A 21,684-nucleotide genomic window follows, 5' to 3' on the forward strand; every position below is an offset into this window, starting at 1 on the left:
AAATAATTATTTTCTCAAAATAATTTTCTGTCCGTTTTTTCACAAATTTTGTCTGTTGTTGTCAATTAAGAATACAAAATTAATAGTATCATAGGATAAAAAGTCATGAAACGGGTGTAATTTGTCGAATCATGACTTTTTTATACCATTCGACCTATAATTTGGAAATTTATAGTGAATTAGTTTGCTCCATAATAATAATATTGAGTGTTCTCTATTTTCTTATTATTCAATACAACACCCACTATTTTCGCTTGAGCATTGTCTAATAGTTCTTTTGATTTTACTGCTGCTTCATTAATCGTCTTACCACTACTTGTCACAAGGACCACCCCGTCACACTTATTGCCTAATACAAGTGCATCTGTAACAGCCAGTACAGGCGGAGTATCAATAATAACCATATCAAATAATTGACCGATTTCTTCAAGCAAATGTGTCATCATTTTCGAACCTAATAATTCTGCCGGATTTGGAGGTATTGGTCCACTCGTTAAGACATATAGATTTTCTTGCTCTGTTTCACGGACAGCTTGACCGAGAGTTGATTTATTCGTTAGGACATTGGATAATCCTGTATGATTTTCCAATCGGAATGAATAATGTGTTGTTGGTTTTCTTAAATCGGCATCAATTAATAATACCTTCTTACCCTGTTGTGCAAATACAATCGCTAAATTATTTGTCGTTGTAGATTTTCCTTCTCCAGGACCAGAAGAAGTGACTAAGATTTTATTCATTTCACCATCTACAGCGGAGAATTCAATGTTTGTACGAATCGTACGGTACTGTTCAGAGATTGGTGATTTCGGATTTTTCATTGAAATTAAACTACGATTTTGTGCAGCAACCTGCATTCTACGAAGATTGTTTTTACGAGCCAACTGCTTCACCTCTTACTGTTCGAGATTTAGTATGATTACCAGAATCTACCCCTTCAGCCGCTAAATCAATACTTGCAATAGAGCCTAATACAGGAAGACCTAATAATTTCTCAATATCTTGTTCTGTCTTGATTGTGTTATCTAGGTATTCAAGTAGAAACGCTAACCCTACACCAATCATTAAGCCAACTACTAACGCAATGGCCATGTTAAGAACTGGTTGTGGTTTCACTGGTGAAGGATTTTCACCATTTACTGCTGGCGCTAAAATCGTTACACTGACAACATCGACATTCATAATATCGAGAATTTCACGTTGGAAGACTGAAGCTGTCGTATTGGCAATTTCTGCTGCCATCGCCGGGTCCTCATCTTCAACGGTGATTTTAACAACCTGTGAGTTTCCTTCCGCCCCGACAGTAATTTGATTGTTCAGATCAGAATATGATCTTTCAAGATTTAACTCCTCTTTTACAAGCTCTAAAATGGCTGGACTTTTAATAATTACGTTGTACGTATTGATAAGATCTAGATTCGTTCTTATATCATTTTGATTAAAGAAGGCTTGATCAGATGACTTTTGGTTTACTAGAATTTGTGTAGAAGATTGATAAATCGGTGTGATTAATAGATAACTAGCGATTCCACTTACAGCTGTTGTGACAGCAGTTAGAATGATAATCATCCATAGACGCTTTCGTAACGTCTGAAATAATTCCTTTAAGCTTATTGTTTCTTCCATGTTGACCCTCCATACATATCTATAGTTAGTATTCTTGCAAACGAATTTCCTAATTAATTACATTGCTCATTATAAACAATGTAGCACTATATATCTACATAAAACGGCAAATTTCCTTATTCCTTTTTGTTCCTTTTTACATTTTGTGTAAGTCGACACCAAATGTAAGCGTTATATATAATAGAAGAAACTAGGTTTGACCACTTCTATCTATAAGAAATATGTAGATAAATGAAGGTATACCCGAATTTTGGATATACCTTCTTCATTTATCTTATTTCAAATCGTCTACTCGTTTTTGGTCTTCAACCAGCTTCGTCATAAAATCTAACAAATCATTTTTAAGATCCGCATGATTTAAAGCCATTTCGATGGTTGTCGTAATAAATCCTAATTTCTCTCCAACATCATAGCGCTTTCCTTCAAAGTCGTATGCGAATACACGTTGAATTTCATTTAATTTCTGAAGAGCATCCGTTAACTGGATTTCTCCACCTGCACCTACATGCTGCTGCTCAAGGAACATGAAGATTTCCGGTCTTAATACATAACGTCCCATAATCGCCAAGTTCGATGGAGCAGTACCCGGTGCTGGTTTTTCCACTAATTTATTGACTTGATAACGTCTTCCATTAGAGCTAGCTGGTTCAACAATTCCATAACGATGTGTTTCTTCATCAGGAACTGTCTTTACCCCAATTACTGACGAATGTGTTTCTTCGTACTCATCCATTAACTGCTTTAAGCAAGGAACATCATTTTGAACAATATCATCTCCAAGTAGTACCGCAAATGGTTCGTCACCAATGAAGTTACGTGCACACCAGACAGCATGTCCAAGTCCCTTTGGCTCTTTTTGTCGAATATAATGAATATCTACATTAGAAGAGCTACGAACTTTTTCAAGCAAATCAACTTTGCCTTTCATCATCAGGTTCTCTTCTAATTCAAATGAATGGTCGAAATGATCTTCGATCGCACGCTTCCCTTTTCCTGTTACGATAATGATATCTTCAATTCCAGAAGCAATTGCTTCTTCTACTATGTATTGGATCGTTGGCTTATCTACAATCGGTAGCATTTCCTTCGGCATTGCCTTCGTAGCTGGGAGGAACCTTGTTCCAAGACCTGCTGCCGGAATTATCGCTTTACGAACTTTCTTCATCCTCTACTCCCCCTTTTTTCCCATTATAATGTAAAGCTTCGAATTCTTCATGTTAATTCAATATTAATTTTATGTAAAAACTCAATTTCTTATTAAATGTGACAATTTCCAACAAAATAGTGACAAAGACCCATTACATTTACTCTAGTTTTGTCGATAATTAAAAGAGCGTTACTCACACGAAAAGGCAAAATCATCTAAAGATGGTGACGCAAAACTTAGGGGCTACCGTCATTCATTGACCATGCCAGCCAGTTATCGACCAATGAGGAGGAAGTTTGAATGAGCCAAGGATGGCTAACACCAGAAGAAATGATGTTGCGTAAACAAAGGAAGAAAGTCATGTTTTATATTACCCTTCCCATCATCCCAATTACAGTTGGGTTAATAGTAACAGTTTTAATGAATAGTCTATAATGACATGACGAAAGATTCCTGGATAGCGAAAGGAATCTTTTTTCGTTTTTATGAACTAATTCTTTGATACAATTAAATAAAAGCTACTATATATAGGAGGGATTTCATGTTCCTAAATAAAATCCACCATGTCGCTATTATCTGTTCAAACTATGAAGTTTCAAAAGCATTTTACGTACATACATTAGGTTTAGTTATTATTAAGGAAACATACAGAGAGCAACGAGATTCTTATAAGCTTGATTTGGCAGTTGGTGACGAGTATCAAATTGAATTGTTTTCTTTCCCAAACAGTCCCGCTCGTCCTTCTTATCCAGAAGCACTTGGGTTGCGTCATTTGGCGTTTGAAGTGGATGATATTGATGCTGCTGTTGAGGAGTTGAGAGGTAAGGGTATTGAGGTTGAACCGATTCGGGTGGATGAGATTACTGATAAGCGGTATACGTTTTTTGCAGATCCGGATGGGCTGCCGATTGAGTTTTATGAGAAATAATATAGGCTATTTTTTCTCAAAGTTTGGTGTTAAAGACATAAGTATAGCAGACTGAATACACGTAGACTCCCGTGGGATACGTGGCCAAAGTGAGACCCCGCAGGAGGCTCACCAGTCACCCCACAGGACGCGGAGTGTATTCAGGCTGCGGCTTTATAATCAACAATATGTACGAAAATGTCCATATAAAAATAAGACATCCTATCGCTGTTAGCTACGATAGGATGTCTTATTTATTTTTTATCTTATAACCAAGAAGCACCAACGATGATTAATAAGATGAACAATACAACGATTAACACGAATGGGTTCATTCCTGGAGTTGCTACAGGAGCTGCATAACCATATCCACAATGCATATTCTCTTTCACCTCCATTTAGTCACTACACCATATACATATGTCACGGGTGAAGGATTCGATTAGACGTATGACCTAGAGTGGGAAGCCCATTTTTGATTGTTGCCTATTAACCGTTGACTTTTGCCGTCTTCTTGACCGTATGCGATTGGTCTGGCGCCAAGTGTTCAGTGAGTGTTTGGATTGAATCAATTAGCGTGTCTAGCTTCGTCTCGATTCGATGTAGAAGGTAGAACGTGATTACGATTGGAAAACCAATATCCTGAATAAATGGGATCCATTCTTCCACCTAAGTCCCCTCCTTTCTGATTGATTTAAAAAGTCCGCTTACTTAGATCCTCTTCAAGTATTTCTAAGGGGAAGCCGTGCTAGTTACTGAATTCTCCACCAACTGAATAAAACACGTTTACTGCGATGATTGTGTCCATTGCTGTTGGATCCCTCCTTTCTTAAAGATTTGATTTAGCCTTGATTAAATCAAGTCGTATGAATCGTTACAAACGAATCCCGCTTTCTTTAAGGATTGAAAGTCAAGATTCGCATCCGCTACAACCGCAAGCTCTTCTGGAGAAGATGTTGTCTTGATGTTGTTGTAGTTCTAATTCTTATACTTTATCTCACCCTTTTCGTTCACCCCTAGTTCGATAACTAAGCGGAGTTGGGTGCTTGTTAAGAATTACTCTGCCATTGGTATCACATCCTCAGTCTTTTTATAGGAATCATGATGGGTAACGGGGCACTCATTCATAAAAGAGACTTACAAAAATTGATTTGCCCCCCAAAAGTTAGACGAACCAATTCTAAATTCCGGGTGTTTTTCATGGTCAAATATGATTAATAGTTTAAGCAAAATGTAGTTGACGCTTATCGGGTGAAGGTCGATATGCTTCCTTCGCTATTAAATTTGGTATTCGAAGTAAAACCAATATAAGAAAATGGGTCAGTGCCTTCTAACAATTTGGTAAACAGGGATTGGCTCTTAAAAAAGGAATTACGAATTATCCTGTTCAATTTAAATTAGATGTCTTAAATTATAAGGTAAGAACAGGAGAATCCCTTGAAGAAGTTGCTAGAAAATTTGGCATTACTTGAACCACCTATGATTCTTAATTGATTGAGGAATGCCAAATTAAAGGGGCGTCCATCATTGTCCAACGAATCAAAGAAGAATAAAAATGAGAAGAAATTGACGAAAAAACAACAACTTTCAAAAGAAATAGTGTTACTACGTGCGGAGAATGCCTATCTAAATAAGCTCCGTGCTTCAGGGGTAAATATTCCGATTCGACAACTAAAACAGAATCCAGGGTCATCCACGAACATAGCGGCATATTTCAAAGTATGTCCCGAAAAGGAAACTGACTGGATAATTCACAAATGGAAAATTTCTTCGGATTAATGAAACAGGAAATGTATTACGTAGAGTTTATAAGTCATTTGTAGAGCTTAAACATACAGTAACTGATAATATTCTTTACTATAACAAATAACGGATAAAAGCAAAATTGACTGGCATGAGCCCGGTGAAATACCGTCTTCATACCAGTCAACTAATTACTTAAATATTTTGGACTAACTTTTAGGGTTCAGTACAAATAACTAGTCTCTATAAATGAAAAAAAATGATAAAATGAAAATTACGAGACTATTTACGATACGCTAGTGAAAAATTGTGGTTTTTTTACAGATTTAAATATAAAATTATATGCATATAGAAATTATATTCGTTGTATGCTAAACTAACATATTATAATAAATTACACAGGTGGTTTTTTATGAGGAAAATCAGAATGTTTTGTCTATTATTAATCATTTTTTTTCCTAATCCCATAAAAATATTTATATATAAATACATTTACGGTTGGAAAATTGAAAAAAATGTAAGGATTGGATTATCTTTTATCGATGCTGAAAAAGTCATATTAAAAAGGAATGTAAGAATTGGGCATTTTAACACAATTAAACAATTAAAAAGATTTGAAATAGGCGAAAATAGTAGTTTGATGAATCACAATAGATTTATTAACGGAAAAGAAAAATGGGATAACGCGTTTATAGTCGGCGAAAACTGTGGGATAACAAGTCGACATTTATTTGATTCTGGTGGAGGTATTTATATTGGAAATGATGTAATTATTGCTGGGGCGGCTACTCAAATTTGGTCTCACGAAGTTAGAAAAGGAACTATTCCTAGGCCTGTTTATATTGGGTCAAATATTTATATTGGTGCATCAGTTTTAATTGCACCTGGTGCTAATATTCCTTCCAATTCCATTGTCGGATTAGGAACAGTAGTTCCTTCAAAATTAGTAGCTGAAGAAGGAAGTTTAATTGTAGGGAACCCTGCACAAACAAAAAAAAGAAAAAGTTAATATCTGTTGAAACAGCCATCTAAGGCTTCTATATTGTAAATCCCACATAGTTTGTCACTTATTTATATTATGGTAATTTCCTAAAGATTAAATATTAGTAAGGTATCTCTTAGCATAGATTTGATTTAAGAATTGAAAAAGAACAACTGATTGGTACTTTTCTGAGCAGTGTACAGAGTTTTAAGAACCTGGTAGATCAGCCCGAAACCCTATTCTATGCGGCTATATCAAACTGGTGTCGAGAGATCTACAATTATTCTATATGATTATCAAGATACCAAAGTTCGAGATAGCAATATTGGGTATATAAATTAGAAAACGCAACCTTAATAGGCTGTTCATATCATGAAAACGAGATGTCTTAAAACAGCTACCTTCGAACTTAAAAAGCAGTAACTGTGACCAAAATCTACAATTCTGTAATCAACTATTCACAATTGAACCTAAGTTAAAGAATCATGTCAAAACAACGGGATAAATTTGCGGCCTTTATAAAGGATGGGTGAATAGAAATCGTTAATAATCGTAGTCAAAGGTCATTAAATCTGTTGTAATAGGAAGAATAGCATGTCTGTTTAGTATTACACCAAAAGGTGCAAGAGGCCAGTACAATATTTACAGTATCGTGGAAACAACATGACAAATCGTTAAATCCTTATTTCTATCTTCACTATCTATTTGAGCAGCTTTACAATTTGGATTTGACAGATAATGATAACCTTGACCGGATACTTCCGTGGTCAACAACATTACAAGGGTATTGTATTTCGTTAAAAAGTTACTTAAATAATAACCTAGGTCTCTTCTGATATAATAGGTGGGACCTATTTGACTCTTGTATACATATAAAAAATAAAAAAGTGAAATCGATGGTGCGATTTCACTTTTTTATTTTTTATATGTTTTTGAATAACTTAGATATATTTTTCTACAGGAAGATTCAATTAAACCGATTATTTACAATCCAGTGGCTGTAGTCTTATTCAATTCTGTATTGCGTTTAAATTCTAAAAAGATATAATTAGCTAAACTTATTCTTGACAATCTAGTCTTTTCTATCATGTATTTTCAATATTATGTTCATTTTTTATCTGAGACTCTAATAATACCTTTTGGTAAATGAATGCAGAAGTAGTAGCAGTTATGATTAGAATATTTGATGGAAAGCTAGTAATAGCATTGTTGTAGAAAAATTCAATTGCCAATACATAGATTATCATATACTTTGCTCCAAAAAAATCAAACCTAGATATATTAGTTAACTTATATAATAACACGACTAACATCAAAGTAAAAACAAACGTGAAGATATATCCATAATTGCTAACTAAATATATATAAGTACTATCTGTCGGAACAGGATTTAAACCATATAACGATTTATCTAGTCCAAAGGTTCCATTTACCCCCATTCCTACTCCAAACAGGTATTCTTTTAAGGAATTTAAAGTATCCAAGATTTCGTAATGAAGTTGAATTCGTATTAAAATACTATTATATGCATAATAAGGGTGGATTTCCGCAAACACTTTATACACTGTCATAAAGTGGGTTGATACAAAAAAGAACATAAGTGCGCTTAAAGATAAAATTGTAATAAGTGGTGTATTGAATGTTTTCTTTTTCACAAGAAACTCAATAATTTTTATAAAAACATACAATATTAAACCAAATAAAGCTGTTTTATACGTAGAAAAATAAATCCCTAAAATGAACAATGAACCTAAAACTAAGAAAGGCAGTTTTTTAAAATTTAGTAACTTACGACTCTCAATTAATACTATAAAACTAAGAAGCATTAGTGTCCCAGTAGGAACGAAACCCAATTGTAATCCCGGGGGACGTAATTCTCCTAAGACTGTAATAATTCTAACTCCTGCATCGTTCCCCCAATTGCCATAGTTCAATCCAACTAAACTTAGGTATTGGTTGGTAAAGATAGATTGCCAAATTGTTGTAATAGAATTCGCCGCAGACAAAAAAACAACTAATTTTATAAGTTGGTTTGTAAATCTATTAATCTCATCATATTGTAGAAGCATATATGTTGTATATACTACAATGAAATATAAAACTAAGACTAAATCTAACTTAAGTTGATACATAAGAACAACAAAATCTACATGCCTACTGTAGGTAGCCATTGAACAGAAAAAAATAACCGACATGCTTATAACCAAGAGATTCACTTTATGAATTCTTGGTAACGCAATAAGTAGACATATGATAAATAAACTAATTATATAAATTTCTTTCCACAATCGAAGGATAGGATTATCAAAATAGGCAGAAAGATAACCAATTATTCCAGAGAGTAAAGAAAGTGTTAAAAAGATCTTTAATAAATTTGAGGGTAATTTTCCGGAAACCAACATTTCACGCTCCACATCCAAAGTTAATAACTACCATATTATAATGTATCCTAAGAAAAATATTAACCCTTTTTTTCATTTGGTAGAATTTATATAAACACTTAAGTAGATAATTAATTTGTTTAATTTCAATATCTTATTACTACTTATTATAGCACAACTTGAGATGTGTTCAATTTCACAAAATGTAAAAATACACCCCCGAAAAGGATTAGTCAATTGTCAACCAAATATTTTCAAAAAAACAATTTGAACTTTTCTAACATTAACAGACTGATTCCTGTCTCTCTACCGCTTCCATATCGTTATTCTGTATATGGCGGATAAGGGAAGCTTCGGGAAAATAAATTATCTTTTTGGAAAACTCTTTTACCATTACTATCTAACCTTGCTGTTTCGTCCTGTTCTTCTGGATCTTCCCGTTGCTGTAGTGTTTGCCAACTGGTTGATTAAAACGATAGCTTCAACCTTTGCTTTCCCACGCATCCATTTCTTTATTTGTGAGACATTTTTTATCCCTAATTTCTGAGATAGTAAATCCATTATTTTCATTTCAATAGCTTATAGTTTAATTTCTGAACGATAATGTATCTTCTTTGACATATAAGAATACACCCTCCAAAAATCATTCCATTGCTGAGCTAAAGTCAATTTATACTAATAGGTTGCAACCCACGTACTCCTAAAGATTGCTACTAGATATTCATTCCCCACAGTTGACTCAAACTACGACATTAGCCTTTCCACAATACCTCCAACAACACTGTCCATAAGTTCATATGTTAAAATATAGAATATTCGTTCCGAATGCTTTAAATAGAAGAAAGTTCGTGTACAAATGAGAAACAAACGCAAATTTCTAATGGGGATGATAGCGCTGTCGATGCTTATTTTAGCAGCTTGGGGAAGTTCAGCGGACGAGCCGAGTGCTACGGAAGACAACCAGAATGAGACTACAAATTCCACTCAACCCACAACTGAGACAGCAAGCCTGAAAGGTGATTACCTCAAGAAATTAAATGAGACAAAGGAAGAAATGGACGAGCTACGCGCGAATCCGACTGATAGCAGTACATACGCGATGAAGAATGCGGAAGTAGATTAAATGACAATTAGTTAATGCGTACTTGGCACAAAATACATATAAAAAATGAAAAATACCAAAGATGGTTAAAAATATTTCGTGAGGTTAGTTGAGCTAAGTAGTTTAGTACTTCAGTCACCAATTTACTGTATTGGTGACTGTGTTAAATTACAAATAACTAAAGAGCGTCAATTCCGTTGATGATTATTCAGCAACAAGAACCTTCACTATATCTTCATAGTTAACCACATGTAACTCTCCAAATTTATCGATAATACGAAGATGTTTATTTATTTCATCAATATCATGCACCTTACCCATTAGTAGTTTATATTCCCCATTGTCATAGATCGTATATGTCTGCTCAAGGTTGTATTCCACGGCATAATTAATCGTTTGATTCATTTCGTCTAGTTGGTCCTCATCCAGTAAAGGTTTTTCAACTTTTTTGTTATCCCAATCTACTCTGCTTTGTATTGAGGACATTTCGGGCAACATAAATGCAGCTCCCCATTTAATCTTTCCACGGTCTTTTATCATTTTATTATACCTCCTTTGATTTACCCTTTATGGCCACCAACAAGTTTCCCACGATGGCGTGAGGTTCCCGCATTGGTATAAGAGACAGCACGTAAGATCGCATCTGAGCCGTACTTGTTTCTTATCTGGTCCATTACATAGCCGAGTTTATTTTTCTTTTCTCTTTCCACATAGAACAAATCTAATTGCATGCAATCATCATCAACCATATTGGAGAGGGCAATTGAAATCTGTCTCACGGTTTTTTGCACATAAAACTTCTCAAATAATTCAAGACACACTTTATAAATCTCCATTGTGATATTCGTCGGAATGTCTATCGTTTTTGAACGATGAAACCCACCACCATATTCGTCTTTACTGTAACCTACACCTAAGCTGATCGTTCTTGCAGCTTTATGGGCACTTCGGGAACGTCTTGCTACTTCCTCACACATTTCTAATATGACATGCTTCACCTCTTCAGGATCTGGATAATCACGCATAAGGATTTGACTCTTTCCGAAGCTGATCTGTGTTTGCTGAATAGGTGCACGAATGTCTGACATGTCTATACCCCAGGCATGGTAGTAAAGTTGACTACCCATGACTCCAAATTTCTTTTCAAGTAGATTTAAAGGGTAGTTCGCAAGTTGGCCAACTGTTCTAATGCCCATGCGATTAAGTGTTCTTTCTGTTCGGCTGCCGATTCCCCACATGTCAGATAAAGGAGAGACCTGCCAGAGTTTTGTTGAAACATCATCATATGTCCATTCAGCTATTCCTTTTGTCTTTGCTTCGAGGTCTAAACACAGCTTTGACATGAGCATATTAGGCCCAATCCCTATCGTACAGGTGAGACCAAATTCACTATAAATATCGTTCTTGATTTTTTTAGCTACGGTTAACGCATCTCCCCAGAGTTTTTCGACAGCATCTACCCGAAGAAAGCTCTCATCCACACTGTAGACATGGATATCATCCTTGGGGACATATCGATTAAACAATTTTGTTATTTCTGTTGAGATGTTTAGAAAAGTTTTCATTTTAGGATTTACTACAATGATCCTAGGGTCGTTGGGGATTTCAAATAAACGGGAACCTGTCTTAATGCCAAACTCCTTTTTAAGCTTCGGCGAGGCAGCCAACACAACACTTCCTTGGCGTTCCGTATCTCCAACAACCGCTAAATAGCATTCAAGTGGATCTAAGTCCATCATGACTGCGGCACAGCTTGCATAAAAGGATTTCATGTCAACACATAAAATCTTTTGATTAGGTAGTTGGCTGTAATCAACCATCATAATCATCTCCATTGAACAGAATGTATGTTCTTATTATATACACAGTATATAGGAATATACGTTCGATTTCTACTAGAAACAAGAATATATGTTCTGTTATAATATAAACGAAGTGGTTGAATGATACGGATAGATTTACTTGAATTTGATTGGGAACGTCTTACTTCATCCCTCATCATGTTAATGATTTGTTTCTTTGCCACCCCTTCCTTGATCCATGCATATTTCTGGGGATTAATAGACTGAATCAACATATAAAAAGTGCCTAGAAACTCCCATCAGATAGTTGCCACAATCTATGACATTAGCTTTTCCATAGAACCTCCAACAACACTGCCATTAGGTCATATGTTAAAATATAGAAAACTCATTCTACATGTACTAGAAGAAAGGTCGTGTTCAAATGAAAAACAATCGCAAATTTTTAATAGGAATGGTGGCTCTAATGTTGCTTATTTTAGCAGCTTGTGGAAGTTCAGGGGACGAGCCGAGTGCTACGGAAGACAACAAGAATGAGACCACAAATTCCACTCAACCCACAACTGATGATTCTACTGATGCAGACACTACAGAAACTACCGACAACAATGATACCGAGCACCCAGATACCGAAACGAATGAAACAGATGAAGACAACGAAGAAAACACACCAACTACTGAGACAGCCAGCCTGAAGGATGAATATCTCAAGAAATTAAATGAAACGAAGGAAGAAATGGACGAGCTACGTGCGAATCCGACTGATAGCAGTACATACGCGATGAAGAATGCGGAAGGTCAAGCGTTTGACGTATGGGATGGATTGTTGAATGAAATCTATGGTGTGTTGAAGGAGCAGCTTCCTGCAGAAGAAATGGAGCAGCTTAGAATTGAACAGCGTGAATGGATCGAACGCCGCGATCAAGCTGCTAAAGAGGCCTCTCTTAAATACGAAGGTGGAACGATGGAGCATTTGGAATATACGGTTGTCCTGAACAATTTTACAGAAGAAAGATGCTTTGAATTAGTTGAGGGGTATATGAAGTAGCTCTACTTTCAAGTGAGGATTGGGAACAAACTGCGTAGTAAAATGGGCACAAATCCACCAAATTCACCACCCATAAAAAGGGAATTTATGTTAATATGTAAAGAAATAAAAGATTGCTAATACAACGAGAACTTCTTCAAAAAGGAGTTATTAAATGACACTTTTCACTATCCTGCTTTTTTGTGCTATTTTGTTTTCAATGAAGTATTTAATGCAGTATACACTTACAAAGCTCTTCCATGTGAAAAAAGAGGTTTATCACAAGGAATTTGTAAATAGTACTCATAAGAAAGTTAATTTTATTATCGGTGGGATTTTTCTACTTGCCTTTCTTTATATCTCCTACTTTCATGAAGCGAATCTGACTTCTTCTTTGATCATGCTCATGATTTGTTTCTTTGCCATTCCTTCCTTTATAGAAGCGTATTTCTGGTGGAAGGATGATAAGGAGTCGAAGTATTTTGTGTTATGTATTGGGGAAGCGGTTTTGTTTGTTGTTGTTGGGTTGATGGTTTGGCCGTTTAGGATGTTTGGTTTGTTAACGATTTGATGCTGGAGTGGAATTTTTTTAGAGAAGGAAAAGCTTAGAGTTGCATGTACTCTAAGCTTTTTTTATGTATCAATTTGCTTAGAGTATAGTTAGTCATGACTCCTTATTAGTTCTTGAATTTTCATATGATGGTACAGAGTTAGGACGATGATCGTCAAACTGAATATACTTGATAGAATTGTGCTGATGACGAGTAGTTGTTTGAGACCTCCATTAAACATAGTGCACCCCCTTTTTTCTTTTAGTATGTCTGTGAAGATTGCGTTCTATTTATCTGCCCTTCAAATTTTTTACATTTTATCAAAAATTGCTCGAAACCCTTGTCAGACATGGTTTATGGTTTGGTGGGTCTGTCCATAATAGGAGTAGATTCGAGAAGGACGTGATAAAGTGATGCAAGAGGATGGAAATTTTGTGAAGGGTTGTTTGATTGGGCTCTGTTTTTCATTGCCGATTTGGGGGTTGATTGTGTTTGTGATTCGGAGGTTGGTGTGAGTTTTTTTATGTAAAAAGCCCGTCCACGAGGAACAGGCCTTAGTTAGTATGCGAATGATAGGTGAGTTGCACAACTCCTGAAGAGAACGTTCTGGTGTTCACCAATTGTAGATTCAACCTCTGATTGATATCGACAAACATTGGCTTTCCCGCTCCCAAAATCACAGGGTGAACAGATAATCTGAATTCATCGACTAGCCCTAAATTGATGAAGGTGGTAATAAGACTTGCCCCGCCGTAGAGCCAAATGTCTTTGCCTGGCCGCTGCTTTAATTGATTGACTTCTTCAAGAATATGATTATTTATGTATATGGCTTTGTTGTCAGTCGCTTGTTGCGTTCTGGAGAACACATACTTCGCTTTGCTGTGAACTAAATTCCACATTTCCTTTTCCGAGTCAGACTCTACCTGTTCTGGCGTGAATTGTCCCCATATATCATAGCTCTTTCTTCCATACAAAATCGTGTCAATTTGGTGTAAGAACTCATTAAATCCCATCTCAGGGTCCATAATGCACCAATCAACTTCGCCATTCTTTCCTTCAATAAAACCATCTAATGTAACCGCTAGATCTAAAATGATTCTTCTTGGTTTTGTGGTCATTTTCTTCCTCCTGTTCATCCTAGTAGTATTTGCATTCTTGATTGATTGTACAATATAACTTGTCTATCGTGTGTTTCACATCAAAAAAGCCCATCCCCCAGGAAATCCTGTGGAACAGGCATTATCAATTATCCGATGACAACGTCTGATACGTTACGTTCTACAACGCGCGCACCACGCTTGTCGGCGAAGTCGCCACCAGCTGAGTAGAACACGTTTGCTGCAATGATAGCATCCATTGCAACTGCAACTGCTGCTGGATCCACTGGTTCGATTGGATTTTCAATTGAAAGCTTTGCGATTTTCCCATCAACTGTACCAAAGCTCATTTCTAATGTCTTTGCCATGTCAGATCCCCTCCTTTCCTAAGTATTCAACTGACCCATGATTAGATCAAGTCGTATGAATCGTTACGGACGAATCCTGCCTTTCTCAAGGATTGAAGGCCAAGAATCGCATCTGCTGCAACTGCTAGCTCTTCTGCTGAAGCCGTTGTTTTGATGTTGTTGTAGTTCTTGTTCTTATACTTCATTTCACCCTTCTCGTTCACACCAACCTCAAGCACTAAGCGCAATTGGGTGCTCGTTAAGAATTGCTCTGCCATGTCTATCACCTCCTTCACACTAGTTATAGGAGTAAGGATGGAAAAAGGGACATAGGCATAAAAAAACAAGCTAGACGTTGAAATCCAGCTTGTTTTCTGTGATTTATTTCTTCTTATTATTTGTACTATAGTAGAATTTTGCAGAAATCGAGCCATCTGCATTTTCCTTGATATCTGTTACGTGGATGCCTGAATCTGCTGGTGTTGAGCTGATTCCCTTCCAGAAGTAGTATGATCCGGTGTGAACATTTTTCGAGTTTGGTGTGATTTTGTCACCTGTCTTGAAGAAGTCCCCTGCGTCCCCACGGTTCACGTACTTCTCTAAATCATAGTTGCCATCTGCTTGGAGCACAGATAGACCATAATGCTTAACGTCACCTGTTTGATTAGACTGGAACCGCTTGTTCATCCAGTTCTCAGCATTGTTTGGTTGTCCACCACGTGCGAGGATATTTTCGTCAACATGCCATGCCACTAATCCGTGTGCATTTTCCCCTTGGCGAATGAAGCCTTCATTAAATCCTTCTTGTTGGATATTTTCAAATAAGAAATACTCAGAACCATTTGAGCCCGGCACTTCCATTTTAACAACATCCTGTGATCGATTGACTGGATCTAAGGTTAATACTTGAACACCGTCTTCAGGAGTGACTTCAATTGGGTCAAGCCAGCCCAGAAAGATTTTTGAATAAGGGTCAAAGTTAGTTGGTGAGTTCCCAGAGTATGCTGATGCATTTGGATAACTCATCCATGATCCACCTGACATCATTGAGTAGTTTCCTACTCCTTCTGATGTGTAGTCTGTGTCATAAAAATCAGGCAGCCCAATCGCATGGCCAAATTCATGGGCATACACTCCCGCTTGGGCTGGGTATGGTCCTGTCACAGATTCTTCATCATATCCACCTGTCGCTGCATTAAAGCCTGCCACGTTACCGCCAATTGCTGGTTGAATATTATAGTCATTCACAATAACGCCATCATACGTCATATCCTCAGCATATGTTTTGTTTATCCATGCAGATTGAGAAATTCCTTCATATTGATCTGCTGGGATTCCTGTTTCATAGTATTTCCCATAGTATAACGCACTTAAGAGATTCCACTTATGAGACCAGAATTGTGCTGGGTCACGACTCCATTCCGCCCCTGTTCCCTCATGCACGACGAATACATTTGGAACGACTCCGTCCACTGCATATGCGGAGAAATCCACTTGATCGTCTGCAGCTTGTAACAAGTCTCTAATAAATTCACCTGTACGAGCGTCCCCATTCACATTTCCAAGCACATATTCCCCATTTTCAGCATACGTACCTTCTTGGTCTAAGTAGTATGAAGCACCCTTTGGTAGCTCTACCCAGACAAATTCAGTCGTTTCATTGCGAATCAGGTTCACCGCGCCATAGCTTGATTCTTTGTAGACATTTTGCATCGTTTTATCCGTTGGAGCCTTGATTCCCTCGTGCTCCGCGTATTGCTTGAAATACTCTAATTCATAAGGATTGTACTCCGTTCCGAAGATCAGATCCTCATAATATTTCGCAGGAACTTGTCCCTCTAAATCTCCGATTGGCTCATCGCCATCAGCATATTTCGCTAAAATGACTAGAACGGGTACATCGCCTTCTAGTTTTTGATAATTAACTAGATTTCCTGGAGCTTGTTCGAATTTCGCTCCATTATTTTTTTGCTCATGGATTTTCTCAGCTGGATCTGCCTTGGATAAATCAAATCCGTGCTCCTTTGCCTTCTCTGCCAATTCAGGTGCTGCTCCTACATAATCGGCAAGTGTCAGGTTATACGTTTCCGCCTGTTGATTTGTTGCAACACTTGGGAAAGCTAGTCCACCCACTAGAGTGGCAGATAATGCGAATGCTGCTAGTTTCTTAAACATCGAATTCCTCCTAAAATATGAATCTATTATTCCGAAAGCCGGTACAAACAATCATATAATAGTAAGAAAATGATGTTAATGAGGTAATAGTTTGATTGTTTTGACAATATCCTTAATTTTATGTGAAAGTGTCTGGGCCGATATACCCTAGAAGTGAGGAGAATTGCAGGAAGATGTCGAAGGGCACCCAGCTTATGAAATGACTGGGTGCCCCTCGTTTTATTTACGGCAATTTACTTTTACAACGGCCTTTTTTACCACTTGAGGTTCTTGAACACTTATCATCGGCATATGCCCATCCTCAGGTGTAAAAATCGCGAAGCTTCCTTCAGTGACACGAAGTAGGTCACCCTTCCCTTCAAGGAACAGCAAGTCTTTATCCAGATGCTCTTCAGCTACCAGCAATTCATGAACATTCACATAACCCATGCGCTCCTGGCCACGAATCATATATTGAATATCCGTGTATGTACGATGCGATTCCCAGCGTCCTTGCTCCTCACTGATGGTTTCGTACTCTTGAATCAAGACAAACACATCATCGCCTTCAACTTCATACTTTCCAGGCTCTAATGCGTGCAAATCGTTCTCTTGCAAAAATTGAAGACCTTTTTGAATTCGAGGATGAACCCCGTCATACAACTGTGCATTTGATAGTTTATCGATTATCATGTTGATCCCCCAATAGTTTGTATTTGTCTCTTAATTATAAGGGAATGGTGCATGGTTGACTACGGAAAGTGAGGGCGTTTTCATTTTGTGAGGCGGGAACTTAACAGAATGTTCATTAGTTTAATGGACAAGCATAAGACCTCCACCACTTTGGTGAAGGCCATCGCCGCTTTCTTATTGATGACGTTGATCTTGGAATTCGATTGCAGCTGCTTGAGCTTGTTTTAGTTTTTCCTGTGCGATTTGGACGTCAAGCTGTTCTTGCTTCACTTGTTCTTGTGCTTGATATAAGTGCTGGCTTTCTGTTTGTAGACGTTGTTGGGCTTGTAGTAATTGTTGGTTCTCAGTTTGTAGCTGTTGGAATGCTTGTTGCACGTCTTGTTGTAATTTTTCCAGTTGCTTTAGTTCTTGAGCATCCTCTGTTTGATAGCTTGATACTTGGTGATGTGCATGGAAGACAGCTTGTTCCGCTTCTTCTAATAATCCTTCAATGTCGTTCTCTTGAGCAAATTCCACAGCTTGTTGTGCTCTTAATACTGATTCTGCTACTTCTGGTAAGAGTAATTGTTCTTCTGGTTGAGTCATTATGTTAAGCCTCCATAGATGTTATAGTTATATCATTATCGTGCTCTTAAACGATTTTCCTATGCACGGACTTTAGGTGAATTACTTCCATGGATGGATGGTTGAAATTGGTAATAGAGACTTTAACATCGGCAGGAATGCGCTGTATTCCGGTGAAGTTCATGATTATATGATGAACGGCTTCGCCTGGCTGATGCTGGGCTATTTATTTCAACGAAATCAGAGGGGAATCCCACGAAACTGTGCCTCAATCCAACGAAAGGACGGCTTGATTCAACGGAAGGGCCCTTCCTGGATGCAGCATATCAAGTTATTCAACGAAATCAGAGGGGAATCCCACGAAACTGTGCCTCAATCCCACGAAAGATCGGCTTGATTCAACGGAAGGTCTCTTCCTGGATGGAGCATATTGATTATTTCAACGAAATCAGAGGGGAATCCCACGAAATTAAGCCTCAATCCCACGAAAGATCGGCTTGATTCAACGGAAGGGCCCTTCCTGGATGGAGCATATCAAGTAATTCAACGAAATCAGAGGGGAATCCCACGAAATTAAGCCTCAATCCCACGAAAGATCGGCTTGATTCAACGGAAGGGCCCTTCCTGGATGCAGCATATCAAGTAATTCAACGAAATCAGAGGGGAATCCCACGAAACTGTGCCTCAATCCAACGAAAGATCGGCTTGATTCAACGGAAGGGCCCTTCCTGGATGCAGCATATCAAGTTATTCAACGAAATCAGAGGGGAATCCCACGAAACTGTGCCTCAATCCGACGAAAGTTCAGCTTGATTCAACGGAAGGGCCTTTCCTGGATACAGCATATCAAGTAATTCAACGAAATCAGAGGGGAATCCCACGAAACTGTGCCTCAATCCCACGAAAGGACGGCTTGATTCAACGGAAGGGCCTTTCCTGGATGCAGCATATCAAGTAATTCAACGAAATCAGAGGGGAATCCCACGAAACTGTGCCTCAATCCAACGAAAGATCGGCTTGATTCAACGGAAGGGCCCTTCCTGGATGCAGCATATCAAGTTATTCAACGAAATCAGAGGGGAATCCCACGAAACTGTGCCTCAATCCGACGAAAGGACGGCTTGATTCAACGGAAGGGCCCTTCCTGGATGCAGCATATCAAGTTATTCAACGAAATCAGAGGGGAATCCCACGAAACTGTGCCTCAATCCAACGAAAGATCGGCTTGATTCAACGGAAGGGCCCTTCCTGGATGCAGCATATCAAGTTATTCAACGAAATCAGAGGGGAATCCCACGAAACTGTGCCTCAATCCAACGAAAGGACGGCTTGATTCAACGGAAGGGCCCTTCCTGGATGGTGCATATCAAGTAATTCAACGAAATCAGAGGGGAATCCCACGAAATTAAGCCTCAATCCCACGAAAGTCCATATTAATTCAACGAACGGCTTCGCCTGGTTGGTGCTCACTCATCGATCCAATCAAACCACCTCACTATATCCACAGTACAAACAATGATAACCACTCTATTCGACATTTTTTTCGGATATCTATTGACACTATCCAAATTCGTTATATAATAACAACAGATAAGTTAATACGGTTACCTTTAATTCAGTCCAGAGAGGCTGGCAAGGTGTTGCAGAAGAGGATTTCTGCGTAGTGTTGTGTGCTTAGGGATGCGTCCCTAACCATAGAATACGGAAAAAGCATCTTGCCATACATGTGGCGAGATGCTTTTTTTATACTTAAAAAAGGGAAACCTAACTTATACGACAATTATAAGGAGAGAGACAAATGGCTCAAAGAGAAATTCAAGTACATGAGAAATTACCATTTTTACAAAGCTTACCGTTAAGTCTTCAGCATTTATTCGCAATGTTTGGATCAACGGTTTTGGTTCCTGTATTATTCCAGGTTGACCCTGCTACGATCTTATTAATGAACGGTTTAGGGACGCTATTATACATTTTAATTACTAAAGGAAAAATTCCCGCTTATCTTGGTTCAAGCTTCGCCTTCTTATCCCCCGTCTTTGTTGTGCTCGGACAGCACGCTGGCGGCGGAGGTTACAATTACGCGCTAGGTGGATTCTTAGCAGTCGGAATTGTGCTCGTGCTTGTCTCGTTGATTATTCGTGTGGCAGGCACTGGCTGGATTGATGTGATTTTCCCACCTGCAGCAATGGGTGCGATCGTTGCAGTTATTGGTCTTGAGTTAGTTCCAGTTGCGGTTGAAATGACTGGATGGGTGGCGCCAGCTGGTGCTCCTGCGGATTGGGCAATTGATCCTAAAACAGCAGCGGTTGCGTTTATCACACTTGCAATTACGATTATTTGTTGGGTTTCCCTTCGTGGATTCTTGAAGATCATTCCGATTCTAATCGGGATTGTCGCTGGTTATGTTGTTGCATACTTCTTCGGATTAGTTGATTTCACAAATGTAAAAGAAGCAGCATGGTTCTCAATGCCAACGTATTACCAAATGAAATTTGATCTCACGGCGATTTTAACGATTTTACCAGCAGCACTAGTATTAATTCCTGAGCATATCGGACATTTATTCGTTACTGGAAACATCGTGAAAAAGGATTTAACAAAAGATCCTGGTCTTGACCGTTCAATGATGAGTAACGGGATTTCAACCATCATCTCAAGTTTCGTCGGTTCAACACCGAACACAACTTATGGTGAAAACATCGGAGTATTAGCGATTTCACGTGTATACTCAACTTGGATTATCGGACTTGCAGCAGTCATCGCTGTTATCCTATCATTCATCGGTAAATTAGCAGCCTTGATTTCTTCGATTCCAGCACCAGTAATGGGCGGAATTTCACTACTACTATTCGGAATCATCGCAGCAAGCGGTATCCGTATGCTAGTTGAATCAAAAATCGACTACAGCAAATCACAAAACCTGCTTCTCACTTGTATCGTGTTAGTTGTTGGGATTAGCCATATCTCGATTTCAATTGGTTCAGTTGAACTAAAAGGAATGGGACTAGCTACAATCGTGGCGATTGTGTTGAGCTTATTCTTCAAATTGTTGGATATGCTTAAGTTATCTAACGAATAGGACATGAGGACCTCGGCTATGTGCCGGGGTTTTGTGTATTTTTTGAACAAGTTGACCAAACAAGAATTACGTTGATATACTCGCTATAAAGAAGTGAGAATGGAGCGCTGAAGATGGATCTAAAAAAGGTAGAAGCAAACGGACATACAATTGCAATTGCTCACTCTGATTCAATTTTACTAACAGATGAACAAAGTGCCTTGGATCTGATTATGTCAATTAGCAGTGAAACTGGTAGTTCACGAATTGTATTAAATAAAGAAGCCATTGCAGAGGATTTTTTCAATCTACGCACACAGCTTGCGGGTGGCATCCTGCAGAAATTTATGAATTACAGCATTAAGTTTGCGATTGTCGGTGATTTTTCTACCTATACCAGCAAAGCACTGAGTGATTTCATGTATGAATGTAACAATGGAAACCATATTTATTTCGCTGCCACTGAAGAGGAAGCGATTGAAAAATTGGCGAATGCACGATAG

General features: G+C 38.0%; 23 protein-coding genes, 1 pseudogene and 1 riboswitch. Of the genes and pseudogenes, 10 read left to right on the forward strand and 14 right to left on the reverse strand.

Translation table 11 applies throughout. The annotated features are described in order from the left end of the window. Positions 1-179: 179 nt before the first annotated feature. The 3 genes from F7888_RS10480 to galU form a co-directional block, all read right to left on the reverse strand. Complete coding sequence (locus tag F7888_RS10480) at positions 180-884, reverse strand: CpsD/CapB family tyrosine-protein kinase (RefSeq protein WP_412095993.1); 705 nt, start codon at positions 882-884, stop codon at positions 180-182. Then, a complete protein-coding gene (locus F7888_RS10485; protein WP_191779191.1) occupies positions 874-1,626 on the reverse strand; it encodes a YveK family protein in 753 nt (250 codons plus the stop codon). The genes F7888_RS10480 and F7888_RS10485 overlap by 11 nt, the downstream gene beginning before the upstream one ends. Positions 1,627-1,900: 274 nt before the next feature. Continuing rightward, positions 1,901-2,791 (reverse strand): UTP--glucose-1-phosphate uridylyltransferase GalU, encoded by an 891-nt coding sequence (galU, locus tag F7888_RS10490; protein WP_191779193.1) that lies wholly within the window; start codon positions 2,789-2,791, stop codon positions 1,901-1,903. A 176-nt stretch (positions 2,792-2,967) separates the two neighbouring features. Then, positions 2,968-3,054: riboswitch (cyclic di-GMP riboswitch) on the forward strand. Positions 3,055-3,073: 19 nt separating this feature from the next. Here galU and F7888_RS22820 point away from each other — a divergent pair. After that, the gene (locus F7888_RS22820; RefSeq protein ID WP_263601189.1) at positions 3,074-3,208 is read left to right on the forward strand and encodes a hypothetical protein; all 135 of its coding nucleotides are present in this window, start codon (positions 3,074-3,076) and stop codon (positions 3,206-3,208) included. A gap of 106 nt (positions 3,209-3,314) precedes the next feature. Further along, entirely contained in the window at positions 3,315-3,701 is a 387-nt protein-coding gene (gene gloA2, locus F7888_RS10495) for an SMU1112c/YaeR family gloxylase I-like metalloprotein (protein ID WP_191779195.1), read from the forward strand. A 245-nt stretch (positions 3,702-3,946) separates the two neighbouring features. Here gloA2 and F7888_RS22560 read toward each other — a convergent pair whose 3' ends face one another. Together F7888_RS22560 and F7888_RS10505 are read right to left on the reverse strand one after the other, a co-directional pair. Beyond that, entirely contained in the window at positions 3,947-4,078 is a 132-nt protein-coding gene (locus F7888_RS22560) for a YjcZ family sporulation protein (protein WP_225228730.1), read from the reverse strand. Positions 4,079-4,169: 91 nt separating this feature from the next. Continuing rightward, entirely contained in the window at positions 4,170-4,349 is a 180-nt protein-coding gene (locus F7888_RS10505; RefSeq protein ID WP_191779197.1) for a YvrJ family protein, read from the reverse strand. Positions 4,350-5,207: 858 nt separating this feature from the next. On the opposite strand from F7888_RS10505, the gene F7888_RS10510 reads away from it, so the two are divergent. From F7888_RS10510 to F7888_RS10515, 3 genes and pseudogenes are all read left to right on the forward strand, one after another. Further along, entirely contained in the window at positions 5,208-5,459 is a 252-nt protein-coding gene (locus F7888_RS10510) for a hypothetical protein (protein WP_191779199.1), read from the forward strand. Beyond that, a pseudogene (locus F7888_RS22565) lies at positions 5,390-5,547 on the forward strand (IS3 family transposase); the annotation flags it as partial. The gene F7888_RS10510 and the pseudogene F7888_RS22565, both read left to right, overlap by 70 nt. A gap of 288 nt (positions 5,548-5,835) precedes the next feature. Then, on the forward strand, positions 5,836-6,432 hold the full coding sequence (locus F7888_RS10515; protein WP_191779201.1) for an acyltransferase: 597 nt from the start codon (positions 5,836-5,838) through the stop codon (positions 6,430-6,432). Between the two features lie 1,058 nt (positions 6,433-7,490). Here F7888_RS10515 and F7888_RS10520 read toward each other — a convergent pair. Beyond that, positions 7,491-8,825, reverse strand: coding sequence for a hypothetical protein (locus F7888_RS10520; protein WP_191779203.1), 1,335 nt, complete (start codon positions 8,823-8,825; stop codon positions 7,491-7,493). Between the two features lie 847 nt (positions 8,826-9,672). Between F7888_RS10520 and F7888_RS10525 the strand changes: the two genes are divergently transcribed. After that, entirely contained in the window at positions 9,673-9,909 is a 237-nt protein-coding gene (locus F7888_RS10525) for a hypothetical protein (RefSeq protein ID WP_225228731.1), read from the forward strand. Positions 9,910-10,092: 183 nt separating this feature from the next. On the opposite strand, the gene F7888_RS10530 is transcribed toward F7888_RS10525, so the two are convergent. Together F7888_RS10530 and F7888_RS10535 are read right to left on the reverse strand one after the other, a co-directional pair. Further along, entirely contained in the window at positions 10,093-10,428 is a 336-nt protein-coding gene (locus F7888_RS10530) for a YolD-like family protein (RefSeq protein WP_191779207.1), read from the reverse strand. A gap of 20 nt (positions 10,429-10,448) precedes the next feature. Then, positions 10,449-11,708 (reverse strand): Y-family DNA polymerase, encoded by a 1,260-nt coding sequence (locus tag F7888_RS10535; protein WP_191779424.1) that lies wholly within the window; start codon positions 11,706-11,708, stop codon positions 10,449-10,451. Between the two features lie 448 nt (positions 11,709-12,156). Between F7888_RS10535 and F7888_RS10540 the strand changes: the two genes are divergently transcribed. Together F7888_RS10540 and F7888_RS10545 are read left to right on the forward strand one after the other, a co-directional pair. Further along, on the forward strand, positions 12,157-12,738 hold the full coding sequence (locus F7888_RS10540) for a lysozyme inhibitor LprI family protein (RefSeq protein ID WP_225228732.1): 582 nt from the start codon (positions 12,157-12,159) through the stop codon (positions 12,736-12,738). 154 nt (positions 12,739-12,892) lie between these two features. Continuing rightward, entirely contained in the window at positions 12,893-13,288 is a 396-nt protein-coding gene (locus F7888_RS10545; RefSeq protein WP_191779211.1) for a DUF4181 domain-containing protein, read from the forward strand. Between the two features lie 534 nt (positions 13,289-13,822). Here the strand turns inward: F7888_RS10545 and F7888_RS10550 are convergent. The 6 genes from F7888_RS10550 to F7888_RS10575 all read right to left on the reverse strand — a co-directional run bounded on the left by F7888_RS10550 (position 13,823) and on the right by F7888_RS10575 (position 18,144). Next, a complete protein-coding gene (locus F7888_RS10550) occupies positions 13,823-14,386 on the reverse strand; it encodes a dihydrofolate reductase family protein (RefSeq protein WP_191779213.1) in 564 nt (187 codons plus the stop codon). A 128-nt stretch (positions 14,387-14,514) separates the two neighbouring features. Continuing rightward, positions 14,515-14,733, reverse strand: a complete 219-nt coding sequence (locus F7888_RS10555; RefSeq protein WP_191779216.1) for a DUF2922 domain-containing protein — start codon at positions 14,731-14,733, stop codon at positions 14,515-14,517. 41 nt (positions 14,734-14,774) lie between these two features. Next, positions 14,775-14,990 carry a DUF1659 domain-containing protein gene (locus F7888_RS10560; RefSeq protein WP_191779218.1) on the reverse strand — a complete coding sequence of 72 codons (216 nt, stop codon included), beginning with the start codon at positions 14,988-14,990 and terminating at the stop codon, positions 14,775-14,777. A 103-nt stretch (positions 14,991-15,093) separates the two neighbouring features. Next, complete coding sequence (locus F7888_RS10565; RefSeq protein ID WP_191779220.1) at positions 15,094-16,887, reverse strand: M6 family metalloprotease domain-containing protein; 1,794 nt, start codon at positions 16,885-16,887, stop codon at positions 15,094-15,096. A gap of 219 nt (positions 16,888-17,106) precedes the next feature. Next, positions 17,107-17,559, reverse strand: coding sequence for a NanQ anomerase/TabA/YiaL family protein (locus F7888_RS10570; protein ID WP_191779222.1), 453 nt, complete (start codon positions 17,557-17,559; stop codon positions 17,107-17,109). Between the two features lie 174 nt (positions 17,560-17,733). Further along, positions 17,734-18,144 carry a hypothetical protein gene (locus tag F7888_RS10575; RefSeq protein ID WP_191779224.1) on the reverse strand — a complete coding sequence of 137 codons (411 nt, stop codon included), beginning with the start codon at positions 18,142-18,144 and terminating at the stop codon, positions 17,734-17,736. Positions 18,145-19,921: 1,777 nt separating this feature from the next. Here F7888_RS10575 and uraA point away from each other — a divergent pair. Together uraA and F7888_RS10585 are read left to right on the forward strand one after the other, a co-directional pair. Then, a complete protein-coding gene (gene uraA, locus F7888_RS10580) occupies positions 19,922-21,202 on the forward strand; it encodes a uracil permease (RefSeq protein WP_191779226.1) in 1,281 nt (426 codons plus the stop codon). Positions 21,203-21,315: 113 nt separating this feature from the next. Continuing rightward, on the forward strand, positions 21,316-21,684 hold the full coding sequence (locus F7888_RS10585) for a DUF4180 domain-containing protein (RefSeq protein WP_191779228.1): 369 nt from the start codon (positions 21,316-21,318) through the stop codon (positions 21,682-21,684).

Origin of the sequence: Litchfieldia stipae (assembly GCF_014837155.1) — a bacterium.
Lineage (GTDB): Bacteria > Bacillota > Bacilli > Bacillales > Bacillaceae_L > Litchfieldia.